This window comes from Nocardia nova, from assembly GCF_002933465.1.
Lineage (GTDB): Bacteria > Actinomycetota > Actinomycetes > Mycobacteriales > Mycobacteriaceae > Nocardia > Nocardia nova_B.
The window spans coordinates 169899-181624 of record NZ_PSZE01000009.1; the positions used below are offsets into that span (position 1 = coordinate 169899).

Genomic DNA, 11726 nt, shown 5'->3' on the forward strand with positions numbered 1-11726 from the left:
GTGTCTGGATGCTACTGTAGTGAAGCTTCGAAAGCAACTCGCATACCCGTTGCCGGAGCTGATGCAGTCGCAAATAACAAAATATCGCATCCGCCCGCAAAGTATCGAGAGATGATTTCCGAAAGGTGTTCTTCTGATGACTCGTGCCGATTCGATAATCCCTGCGGAATCCGACACTTCTGCGGATACTCGCCGATTGTTTGAATTGGCCGAGCAGGCGACCGGATTCATGCCGGTCGAGGAGGGACGCGCGCTCTACGAGGCCGCCCGGCGTTACGCGGGCGACGGGATAATCGTGGAAATCGGTACGTACTGCGGTAAGTCGGCGATCTATCTCGGCGCGGCGGCCCGCGAAACCGGCGCCACCGTCTACACCATCGACCATCATCACGGGTCCGAGGAACATCAGCCCGGCTGGGAATATCACGACACCTCGCTGGTCGATCCCGAAACCGGCCGCTTCGACACCGTGACCACATTCCGCCGCACCATGGTGCGGGCGGAATTGACCGATACCGTCGTCGGCGTCGTGGGTCCCTCGGCGACCGTGGCGAAGCACTGGCGCAGCCCGATCCGGCTGCTGTTCATCGACGGCGGACATACCGAGGCCGCGGCCCAGCGCGATTACGACGGCTGGGCGCACTGGGTGGCGGCCGGTGGTGTGCTGGCCATCCACGACGTCTTCCCGGATCCGGCCGACGGCGGGCAGGCCCCGTACCACATCTACCGAAAGGCGTTGGACAGCGGCAATTTCCGCGAAGTCGCGGCTATCGGATCGCTGCGGTTGCTCGAGCGCGGCGCGGGCTGCGGCGGTAAGGGCTGAAACGGTCGAAGCGGAAGCGATGAGGCCGCGTCGCAGGCTCAGCTGGGTGAACGCACGCAGTCGCAGGTGAGGCCGGTCGCGATATCCGCCCCGGGCGCCAGGTCGCGGAAGATTCCGTTGCCACCGGTGGTGCGGGTCAACGCGTCGGCGGCCAGCACCGCCGCCGCACCGGTCCAGGTGGTGCGCTCCTCCGGCCAGCGTTTGCCGTCGGCGAAAACCAGTCCGGTCCAATAGGATCCGTCGTCCTCGCGCAGGTGCTGGATGCTCGCCAGCAGTCGCAGCGCGCGATCGGTATCGCCGAGGGTGTCGAGCGCCAGTGCCAGTTCGCAGGTTTCGGCGCCGGTGACCCACGGGCGGTCGGAGACGCAACGAATGCCGATCTCGCCGACGACGAAATCGCTCCAGCGCGAGGCGATTCGGGCATGTCCGGCCGCTCCGCGCAGCGCCCCGCCCAGCACCGGGTAGTACCAGTCCATCGAATACCGGTCCTTCTCGGCGAAGGCTTCCGGATGATGCCGCAGTGCGTGGCCGAGGCGCAGGGCCGCGACCTCCCATTCCGGTTGGGCGAGGCCGAGAAGTTCCGCGATCGCCAGTGCGCAGCCGATGCTGTGGAACATACTCGAGCAGCCGGTCAGCAACGCTTCGGGCAGAACGCCGTGTTCGGTGTGCAGCCAATAGATCTCGCCGTTGCGGCCCTGCTGCAACGAGATGACGTAATCAATGGCCGCGCGCACGGTTGGCCACATCCCGTCCACGAACCGCCGATCACCGGTGCAGCGGTAGTAGTGCCAGACCCCGGTGGCTATATAGGCGCAGAAGTTGGTGTCGGTATCGGCGGTCTCGACGACGTCACCCCGAAATTGCGACGGCCAGGAGCCGTCCGCGCGCTGAGTGTCCGCCGACCAGGCGTAGGCGGCGCGCGCGGCATCGTGCAGACCCGCCACCGTCAGCGCCATCGCCGACTCGACGTGGTCCCAGGGATCGGTGTGCCCGCCCCGGAACCACGGGATGGCGCCGTCGCTGTGCTGTTGTGCGGCAATGGATTCCGCGGTGGACCGGCACTGCCGGGCGGTGAGGACGCCGGGAATCGAGGGCAGCTCAGCGGCGCGCACCCGACACCGCCGGCTTGGTGAAGTACAGGGCGACGCTCTTGCCGATCACCGGGTCCAGGGCCGATTCGGCGACACGGGTCAGCCACGGCCGTTTCATCATGTCCCACACCAGCATCCGGTGATACAGCCGCACCGGCCGGGCATCGGGCTTGTCCACGCCGACCAGGCATTTCAGCCACCAGTACGGGGCGTGCAGGGCGTGCGCGTGCTCGCTGTGGATGAATCGCATACCGCGCGCGGCCACCTTGCCGCGCAATTCGTCGGCGCGGTAGATGCGCACATGGCCGCCCTCGTTGGCGTGGTATTCGTCGGAGAGTAGCCAGCAGATCCGCTCGGGCAGCCAGCGCGGCACCGTGATCGCCAGGGCCCCACCGGGTTTGAGAATGCGCACCAGTTCCGTGATGGCGCCGTCGTCGGCCGGGACGTGCTCGAGGATCTCCGAGGCGATGACCACGTCGAATTCGCCGTCCTCGAAGGGCATGGCCAGCGCGTCGCCCTGGACCGTCTCGGCCTGCGCGTAGTCGGGGGCCTCCCCGGCCTCGACCAGCGCACCGAACATGACCTTTACATCGGCGAGATCGTCGGCGTTCTGGTCGAAGGCGACGATATCGGCGCCGCGCCGGTAGGCCTCGAAGGAATGACGACCCTGTCCGCATCCCACGTCGATGACCCGGAGGCCCGGCCCGATTCCCAAGCGGTCGAAATCGACGGTCAGCATACGTTCGCCTCCTGTGTATCGGCGGTCAGGTCGGTGCCCTGGCGGCGGGCGACGGCGCGTTCGTACACCGAAACGGTTTGGGCTGCCACGGCTTCCCAGCTGAAGACGGTGAGTGCGCGGTGGCGCCCGGCGGCGCCGAGGTCGTCGATGCGCCGCGGATTGTCGAGCAATTTTCCGATGACGGCGGTCAGTTCGTCCACATTGCCCGGCTCGACCAGTTCGGCACAGTCGGCCGCCACCTCCGGCAGCGCTCCTGCCCGGCTGGCGACCAGGGCGGTGCCGCTGGCCAGCGCCTCCACGGCGGGCAGCGAGAAGCCCTCGTACATGGAGGGGATGCAGGAGATCTGCGCCGAGGCCAGCAGTTCGGCCAGCGCCTCGTCGGACAGGCCGCTCGACACCGTGACGATATCGGAGAGGCCCAATTCGGCGATCAGCTTCTCGGTGGGGCCGTTCGGTTCCAGCTTGGCCACCAGCTGTAATTCGACATCGTGGGTGAGCCGCAGCCGTGCGAGCGCCTGCAGCAGGTGAGAGATGCCCTTGAGCGGTTTGTCGGCGCTGGCCACGGCCACGATCCGGCCCGGTACGCGACGCTCGCGGGGCCGGAACAGTTCGGTGTCGACGCCGAGCGGGACCACCCGCAACTGGGAGGCGTCGACGCCGAAGTCGTCGGCGATATCGGCGGCCGAGGTCGAGGAGACGGTGATCAGATCCGGGATCAGCCGGGCGACGCGCTGCTGCATGCCGAGGAACCCGTACCAGCGGTGGACGAACGCCTTGCGCCGCCACGGCGCGGCCGCCAGATCGACGGCCCGGTCGCGGGTGATCGGGTGGTGGATCGTCGCTACCAGCGGCACCCGGCGGGCGATGTCGAGCAGTCCCGAACCGAGGCACTGGTTGTCGTGCACCACATCGAAATCCGCCGCGCGCGAACGCAACAGCCGCGCCGCCCGCAGGCTGAACGTGCGCGGCTCCGGAAAGCCCGCCGTCCACATCGTGCCCAGTTCCAGCAGGTCGATGCGGTCCCGGATCTCCCCGGGCCGCGGCGTGCGGAACGGATCGGAATCGCGGTACAGATCCAGGCTCGGCACCTCGGTCAGCTTTACTCGGGCGTCGAGCAGTTCCGGGTAGGGCTGACCGGAGAACACCTCGACCTCATGGCCCAGTTCGGCCAGGCCGTGACTCAACTTCCGGACATACACCCCCTGCCCGCCACAGTGGGTCTTGCTGCGGTAGGACAGCAGGGCGATACGCACGTCTTCGGCTCACTTCCTGTTCAGGCGCCAGGTCGCGGTGGTGGTTCAGGCGCTCGCGCGCAGGGGCGCGAGCTTGCCGGCCAGGCGGTCGAGATAGGCCAGCACCTCGGCTTCGGACTTGTCCGGCAGTCCGTACAGTACGTCGGTCACCCCGGCGGCGCGCCATTCGGTGAGCCGCTGCGTGTCGGGTTTGCCGTCGAGGGCGACCACCCGCGGGGTGTCCTCGCGACCGGCCTCCTGCCACACCTTGGTCAGCAGCCGCAGGCGTTCCAGCAGCGTGTGGGTCTCGTACGGGGTGGTGATCCAGCCGTCGGCCGAGCGCGCGATCCAGCGGAAACCCTGTTCGGTGCCCGCGGTGCCGATCAGCACTGGCACCTTGGCCTGCACCGGCTTCGGCCACGCCCAGCTGGGGCCGAACTTCACGAAGTCGCCGTCGTAGCTCGCCTCTTCCTCGGTCCACAGCGCGCGCATGGCCTCGAGGTACTCGCGCAGCACCGTGCGGCGCTTGCTGCCCGGCACGCCGTGGTCGGCGAGTTCGTCGGTGTTCCAGCCGAATCCGGCGCCGACACTTACCCGGCCGCCGGACAGATGGTCCAGGGTCGCGATGGTCTTGGCGAGTGTGATGGGGTCGTGTTCGGTGGGAAGCGCCACCGCCGTGGACAATTCGATGCGTTCGGTGACCGCCGCCGCGGTGGCCAGCGCCACCCACGGGTCCAGGGTGCGCATGTACCGGTCGTCGGGCAGGCTCTCGTCACCGGTCAGCGGATGTGCCGCCTCCCGCTTGATCGGGATGTGGGTGTGCTCGGGCACGAAGAACGACTCGAAGCCGCGCTCCTCGGCGGCCTTGGCCGCGACCGCGGGGCGGATGCCGCGGTCGCTGGTGAACAGGACGATGCCGAAGCGCATGGTGTTCCTTTCGGTTCGGTCCGACATCAGCTCGATGCCGGACCGTCGTTGGCGGCGGCGCGGCCCGCGCGGCGACCGTAGAAGCTGCCGTCGCCGAGGGAGGTGCCGCTGGCATAGCCGCCCGCGCAGACGCCGGAGGTGCAGCGGCCGGCGGCGTACAGGCCGGGGATCGGCTCGCCCGTGACGTGGATGACCCGGGAATCCAGATCGGTGCGCAGACCGCCGAGGGTGAATCCGGCGGTGAAATTGCGCATATCGAACCCGGCCACCGGGGTGCCGATCGGCTTCACCCACTCCGGCTTCTTGCCGAGCAGCGGATCGGAGCCGGATTCGGCGTGCCGGTTGTAGACCTCGACGGTGGCCTGCAGTGAGCCCGCGGGCAGGCCGATATCGCTTTCGAGTTCCTCGATCGTTTCCGCCGCCCAGGTCGGGGGCTGGCGGAAGAAGGGGCTGCTGGTCTCGGTCTTCAGCGCTTCCTCGAGCGCGGCCTCGTCGATGATCAAGTAGGCCTGGTTGTCCTGTTGGATCAGCGTCGCCTGGCCGATCCGGCCCGGATAAGTGTCCTCGGCGATGTAGCGCTGACCGCGGCCGTTGACCAGAATGCCGCGCACCATCATCTGCGGATCGCCGAAGAAGGCGACCTCGGTGGCGTCCATATGTGCCAGTTCGGCGCCGAGTGCCTGGGCGACCCGGATACCGATGCCGTCGTGTTCCTCGATCGCGGCGGCGGGCCGGCCGATGAGTCGCGGTGCGTAGCTCTCGATCATCCGCTGCTCGTAGGCGAAGCTGCCGGTGGCCAGTACCACGCCGCGGCGGGCGCGGACGGTGATCTCCTTGCCGTAGCGCTTGGCCACCACGCCGACGACGCGATTGTCGGCCGCGACCACGAGCCGCTGGATCCGGATGTCGTATTCGGCTCGCACACCGAGGGATTCGGCGGTGTCGGTGAGCGGCTTCATCAGCATGTAACCGCCGCCCTGCTCGCCGATGCGCTTGTTCTGCATCTGCGGCAGATGGCCGCGCGGGGCGGGGGTGGCGATATCTTTGAACGGAGCGGCGTTCTCACCGCCGGAATACATCAGGCCCTCGTCGTGCGGGGGTTCCCAGCCCGGCTCGCCCCAAAATTCCTCTTTGAACGGAACACCCTGGGCGACGAGCCAATTGAAGTGCTCGACGCTGCCCTGGCAGTAGTCGTGGATCTTGGCCTCATCCACGCCGGGCCCGAGGGCGGCCAGCATGAACTTCTCCATGTTCTCCGGGGTGTCGTCGAAACCGAGCGCCTTCTGCAGCGGAGTGCCGCCACCCAGATAGATGAATCCGCCCGACAGGGAGGCCGCACCGCCCCAGCCGCCGGTGCGCTCCAGCACCAGCACGTCGGCGCCGGCCCGGGCGGCCTCGATCGCGGCGGCGACACCGGCGATGCCGTATCCGGCGATCACCACGTCGGCCTCGTAGTCCCAGTCGGTGATATCGGCGGCGGGCTGGGGTCGCACACCCAGGGTGTCGGACATGGTGGGTTCGTTCCTCACTTCTCGGCAGATTCGGCGGCGCGCTCGGCGGCGTTCTTTTCGGCGGCCTTTTTCTCGGCGGCCTTTTTCTCGGTGGCCTTTTTCTCGGTGGCCACGACTTTGCCGACGACGCTGTCGAGTTTCGTCCCGGCGGCCCAGCCGGTGTAGTGGCACAGGAAGATCGCGATCTCGCGCAACTGTTCCTCGGTCAGTTCACCGTTGCGCAGGGCCGCGCTGACCTGGATCTCCGTGACGTCGAGGTGGCCCTGTGCGGTGAGCGCACCGAGCAGCAGCAGGCGACGATCGCGCACGGACAGTTCCGGGCGGCTCCAGATGTCGGCGAACAGATGGTCCGCCGTCACGGCGAAGTGCGCGCCGGGTCCGTCGGACATCTCCCAGCCGTAGACCTCGCCCATCTTGGCCACCCCGCGCGCGCGACGCTGCTCGGGCGTGAGGCCGTCGGTTTCAGCGCTCATTGCTCTCCTCGGAAGTGTCGGTGGCGGTCCGCGGCCCGGGAGATATCGCCGGGCCCGACGCCGAGCCCGTCGCCGAGTCCGCGCAAAGCCATTCGGGCGAAGGGCAATTCGACTCCCAGCCGCTCACCCAGCGCCAGTGCCAGCGACAGATCCTTCTCCCCGAGATCGCGGGTGTGGGTGAAAATCGAATGCCAGAAGTCGTCCACCGCGACCGGCGCGGTGGTGTCGCGCAGCATGATCGCGCCCGCCCCGCCGGTGATGGCATCCGAATGCCGAACCACCTTGCCCAGATCGACGATGTTCAGACCGGCCGCCTCGGCCAGTCGCTGTGCTTCCGCGGTCGCCGTGAACGAGACGAAATGCAGCAGGTTGCGCGCCAGCTTCATCCGGGTGCCGGCGCCGACCTCGCCCGCGTGCACCACCAGTTCGGCCCAGTAGCCGAACGGTTCGCGCACCTTCTCGAAGGCGGCCTCGCTGCCGCCCACCATGACCGCGAGCGACCCCTTCTTGGCCCCCGCGCCGCCACCGCTGACCGGGGCGTCGACGAAGTCCACCTCGTGTTCGGCGCAGATGCCGGCGAGTTCGACGGCGGTCCGGTCGCTGATGGTCGAATGCACGGCGATCACCGTGCCGGGCCGCGCGGTGCTCAGCAGTCCGTCCGGACCGGTCACCACGGATCGGACCTGCTCGTCGTTGAGGACGACCACCGAGATCACCTCGGCGCGCTCGGCGACCTCGGCCGCCGTCTTCGCCGGCTCGGCGCCGCCGTCGACGAATGGCTGCACGGCCTCGGGCCGGGTATCGCAGACGACGAGGCCGCCGGGGCGCTTCAGCAGCCGCTCGGCCATCGGCGCACCCATATTGCCGAGGCCGATGAAGCCCGCAGCGCTGGCGCTGTCGTTCGTGGACCCGCTCATGGGTGCCTTTCGACGCTGTCTGGACACGTGTACGGAACTATAGGTTCGACTCTGATCTTGGCGCAAGAACTTGTTTCAATTCTGCGGTTGTGTCAAGGCGCGCGGAACCGGCGCCTACCACCGCGGGGGCGGTCGGCGGCGCCGTGGTTCAACGTCCGCTTCTTCGTAGCAAAAATGGCCGATCCATTGTCGGACTCCGATTGCGGTGGTACCGTCCAGACACATGTCCAGCGATGTGTCTTTCGCGCCTGTTCGCGAGGGATATCTCGGCCTGAACTCGTTCTCGAAAATGGGCTGACGGACCACGACGTTCGCGGCCGCCACAGCCCGGTGACCGCCCGGATCAGGCCGCGCCGGATATCGGCGCCGGCCCTCGACAGAATGTGAAGGAAGCTGCGATGTCCGGATTTTCCCGGGACGAACTCGACGAGATGGTCCGCCGCTGGGTGGTCGAGAACGAACGCTGCGAGGCGGCAGGCGACTGGCGGCCGCTGGCCGAGATGTACACCGAGGACGCCACCTACGGCTGGAACTACGGACCGACCCAGGAGTTCATGGCGGTGGGCCGCGACGAGATTCGCGAACTGGCACTGGGGCAGGAGATGGACGGCCTCGAGGGCTGGACCTACCCGTACCAGGAATTCGTTGTCGACGAGCGCAGCGGCAACGTGATCGGCTTGTGGAAACAGGTCAACGAGAACACCCGCCCCGACGGCCGCCACTACAGCCCGGAGGGCATCGGCGGCAGCTGGTTCCGCTACGGCGGCAACTTCCAATGGTCCTGGCAGCGTGACTTTTTCGACTTCGGCAACGTCTCCGCGCTGTTCGTGGAGATGATCACCGCGAACGCGCTGTCGGAGGGGATGCAGAAGCGGATCGAGCGCTCGGGCGCGGGACCGCTGCCGGGCTGGTACAAGATCGGCGAGTCGCCGGTCCCGCTGTGGTGAGCGCGATGCCCGCGAGTCGCTTCGCCACACTCAGCCGGGAGCAGCTGGCGGCGCTGGTGCCCGAACTGCTGCTGTGCGGGCATCTCATCGATCGCTCGGGAATGGCGCATTCGATCGGCGCCTTCGGGCGCGACGGGATGGCCGAGGTGGCGATCGAGGAATGGCGGCTGGCCAGCCCGATCTACACCCGCCGGATGCGCGCGGCCCTCGATATCCCGGGCGACGGCGTGGTCACGATATTCAAAGGGCTGCAACTGGATATCGGCGCGCCGCCGCAGTTCATGGACTTCCGGTTCCGGGTCGACGACGACCACAACGGCGAGTTCTGGCTCGACCACTGCGGTGCGCTCGCCGACGTCGAGCCGATGGGTGAGGACTACGTGGTGGCCATGTGCCACACCATCGAGGACCCCACCTTCGACGCGACCGCGCTGGCCACCAATCCGCATGCGCAGGTGCGCCCGATCCACCGGCCGCCCCGGCAGCCCGCCGATCGAGTGCCGGTGTGCGCGTGGACGGTTCGCATCGATCCGGCCAACGAACCGCCCGCGGTGCCGCGCAATGCGGCGCGCATGGCCGAATTCGCCGCTGTCGACATCGAATTGGCGCCGATCGAATCCGGTGGTCCGGGCCGGTCCGACTACCGCGGGCCGCTGCTGAGCGATATCGACTTCGCGGAATTCTCGCATTCGGCGCTGGTCCGGATGGCCGACGAGGTGTGCCTGCAGCAGCATCTGCTGAACCTCGGATTCCTGATCGCGGTCGGCGAGCGCGCGAACGCGGAGACCACGGCCGCCATCGCGCGCAAACAGTTCACCGGGATCGCCGGGCTCACCTCCGAACGCCTGCGCGCGGTACTGGGACTCGGTACCGGCTTCGGGGATCTGGCGCAGGTCCTGCGGCTGCATCCGGCGTGGAATCCGCTGCCCTATGTCGACATGCAGGTCGACGCCTATCACGATTCCGCGATCCTGCGCATCGCGCGCGACAGTCCCGGTGTGCGCGACGGCGGCTGGCCGGCCGCCGTCGACGCCGAACATCTGGAGCCGCTGGCGGCCATGGCGCGCGGGGTGAATCCGCGATTCGACGTGCACGCCCGCGACGGCGACGAGCGCGAGCTCGTCGTCGAGATCACCACTGCCGCAACGCCTTTCCGGGAGTCGCCGGAGGTGGCGATCACTCGGTTCAGCACCGGGGCGCAGTTCCAGTTCGCGCCCCGGCAGTCGCTGCCGCTGACGGTCGTCTGACCGCCCTCAGTCCCGAACCGCCGCTACCGACGAGAGATCTCAGATATGCCGAACAATTTCGCCGACCTGTTCGAGCACGCCGTGGACGCCATGCCGGATCGGGTGGCGCTGATTCAGGGCGAGCGCCAGGTCACCTATCAGGACCTGGAACGCCGCGGCAATCAGCTCGCCCACCACTTCGCCGCGGTGGGTCTGGGGGAGGGCAGCCATATCGGCTTCCAGATGCACAACAGCATCGAGACGGTGGAAACCCTGATCGCCGCTTTCAAGATCCGGGCGGTCCCGATCAATATCAACTACCGCTACGGCGCGGACGAACTGCGCTACGTCTACGACAACGCCGACCTCGAGGCGGTGGTACACCACCGGTGCTACGCACAGGTCGTGGATCAGGTGCGTCCGCAGGTGACCACGCTGCGCCACGCCTTCGTCGTCGACGACGATCAGGGAGGGGACGGACTGCCCAGCGAATCCGCCCCGTACGCGGAGGCATTCGAAAGCACTTCAACCGCACGCGATTTCGATGAGCGCAGCGCCGACGACCTGTTCATGATGTACACCGGCGGCACCACCGGCATGCCCAAGGGCGTGATGTGGCGTCAGGAGGACATGTGGCGGGTGCTCGGCGGCGGCATCGACTTCTACACCAACGTGCCGGTGGCCGACGAGTTCGAACAGTCCCGGGTCGGATCGCAGAACGACTCGCTGCGCTGGCTGATCCTGCCGCCGCTGATCCACGCCGCGGCGCTGATGCCCACGTTCACCGCGCTGTGGTCGGGCAACACCGTCGTCTACGAACCGCGCTTCGACGCCGACCGGGTTTGGCAGGTGGTGGCGGGGCAGCGGGCGAATATCGTCGTCATCACCGGCGATGCTATGGCGCGGCCGCTGCTCAATTCCTATCGGCAGTCGCCGGTGGACGCCTCCTCGATGGTCGCCCTCGCCTCCGGTGCGGCGCTGCTGTCGCAGCCGGTGAAGAACGAGATGCTGGAGTTGTTTCCGCATGCGGTGATCACCGATTCGATCGGCTCCTCCGAAACCGGATTCGGCGGCATCGGCGTGGCGCAGAAGGACGACGACCCGTGCCGCGGGCCGCGCGTGCAGACCGGGCGCGGTGCCGTCGTGGTGAACGACGAAGGCCGGGAGGTGGCGCCCGGCGAAGAGGGCTGGATGGCCAAGAAGGGGTCGGTGCCCCTCGGCTACTACAAGGACCAGACCAAGTCCGACAAGCTGTTCAAGACCGTCGACGGCGTCCGCATGGTCATCACCGACGACCGCGCACGGGTGGAGGCCGATGGCGCCATCACCCTGATCGGCCGCGGCAACGTGGTGATCAACACCGGCGGTGAGAAGGTGTTCGCCGAAGAGGTGGAGGCCGTCGTGAAAGCCCACGAGGGCGTCTACGACGTGGTGGTCATCGGAGTTCCGCACGAGCGCTGGGGCCATCGGGTCGCGGCGGTGGTGTCGGTGGACGGCGCCGGTCCGCTGGATTTCGCCGACCTCGAGGCACACGTCCGCACGTATCTCGCGGGATACAAACTGCCGCGCAGTATCTGGGTAGTCGACGCGGTCGGGCGCACCCCCAGCGGCAAACCGGACTACCGGTGGGCGAAAGCCCATGCCGAATCCCACCCGCCGGCCTACACCGTCGGCTCCTGAATTCCACCGAATTGCCGCCGGCCGTTCCGATCCGAGTGCTCGCTCGACCGGGGCGGCCTCGGCGCGTTCGGTCGTCGTCGTGCGGCCGGGTGCGGTCGGACCGCTCGGCCGGGGCGCGACACTGCGGCTGCGGGGAGCGGACCGTCTCGGTGAGTGGGAT

General features: G+C 67.8%; 11 protein-coding genes. 4 read left to right on the plus strand and 7 right to left on the minus strand.

The annotated features are described in order from the left end of the window. The first annotated feature begins 136 nt into the window (after positions 1-136). Positions 137-823, plus strand: a complete 687-nt coding sequence (locus C5E41_RS14035; protein WP_104376251.1) for a class I SAM-dependent methyltransferase — start codon at positions 137-139, stop codon at positions 821-823. Positions 824-861: 38 nt separating this feature from the next. Here C5E41_RS14035 and C5E41_RS14040 read toward each other — a convergent pair whose 3' ends face one another. From C5E41_RS14040 to C5E41_RS14070, 7 genes are read right to left on the minus strand one after another with little or no spacing between them, the layout of a single operon-like run. Beyond that, positions 862-1935 carry an alpha-L-rhamnosidase-related protein gene (locus C5E41_RS14040; RefSeq protein ID WP_104376252.1) on the minus strand — a complete coding sequence of 358 codons (1074 nt, stop codon included), beginning with the start codon at positions 1933-1935 and terminating at the stop codon, positions 862-864. Further along, positions 1922-2653, minus strand: coding sequence for a class I SAM-dependent methyltransferase (locus tag C5E41_RS14045; protein ID WP_104376253.1), 732 nt, complete (start codon positions 2651-2653; stop codon positions 1922-1924). Before C5E41_RS14045 ends, C5E41_RS14040 begins: the two co-directional genes overlap by 14 nt. Then, positions 2647-3906 carry a glycosyltransferase family 4 protein gene (locus tag C5E41_RS14050; RefSeq protein ID WP_104376254.1) on the minus strand — a complete coding sequence of 420 codons (1260 nt, stop codon included), beginning with the start codon at positions 3904-3906 and terminating at the stop codon, positions 2647-2649. The genes C5E41_RS14045 and C5E41_RS14050 overlap by 7 nt, the downstream gene beginning before the upstream one ends. 45 nt (positions 3907-3951) lie before the next feature. Next, positions 3952-4812 (minus strand): TIGR03619 family F420-dependent LLM class oxidoreductase, encoded by an 861-nt coding sequence (locus C5E41_RS14055; protein ID WP_104376321.1) that lies wholly within the window; start codon positions 4810-4812, stop codon positions 3952-3954. Between the two features lie 26 nt (positions 4813-4838). Beyond that, positions 4839-6323 (minus strand): FAD-dependent oxidoreductase, encoded by a 1485-nt coding sequence (locus C5E41_RS14060; RefSeq protein WP_104376255.1) that lies wholly within the window; start codon positions 6321-6323, stop codon positions 4839-4841. Positions 6324-6337: 14 nt separating this feature from the next. Beyond that, positions 6338-6796, minus strand: a complete 459-nt coding sequence (locus tag C5E41_RS14065; protein WP_104376256.1) for a carboxymuconolactone decarboxylase family protein — start codon at positions 6794-6796, stop codon at positions 6338-6340. Next, the gene (locus C5E41_RS14070; protein ID WP_104376257.1) at positions 6793-7713 is read right to left on the minus strand and encodes an NAD(P)-dependent oxidoreductase; all 921 of its coding nucleotides are present in this window, start codon (positions 7711-7713) and stop codon (positions 6793-6795) included. The genes C5E41_RS14065 and C5E41_RS14070 overlap by 4 nt, the downstream gene beginning before the upstream one ends. A 398-nt stretch (positions 7714-8111) precedes the next feature. Between C5E41_RS14070 and C5E41_RS14075 the strand changes: the two genes are divergently transcribed. Genes C5E41_RS14075 through C5E41_RS14085 form a run of 3 tightly spaced genes read left to right on the plus strand, consistent with a single transcriptional unit; the run spans position 8112 to position 11566 of the window. Continuing rightward, positions 8112-8660 (plus strand): nuclear transport factor 2 family protein, encoded by a 549-nt coding sequence (locus C5E41_RS14075; RefSeq protein WP_104376258.1) that lies wholly within the window; start codon positions 8112-8114, stop codon positions 8658-8660. 5 nt (positions 8661-8665) lie between these two features. Then, positions 8666-9907: a hypothetical protein gene (locus tag C5E41_RS14080; protein WP_104376322.1), complete on the plus strand. Its 1242-nt coding sequence runs from the start codon at positions 8666-8668 to the stop codon at positions 9905-9907. A 45-nt stretch (positions 9908-9952) separates the two neighbouring features. Then, complete coding sequence (locus C5E41_RS14085; protein ID WP_104376259.1) at positions 9953-11566, plus strand: acyl-CoA synthetase; 1614 nt, start codon at positions 9953-9955, stop codon at positions 11564-11566. Positions 11567-11726 lie beyond the last annotated feature (160 nt).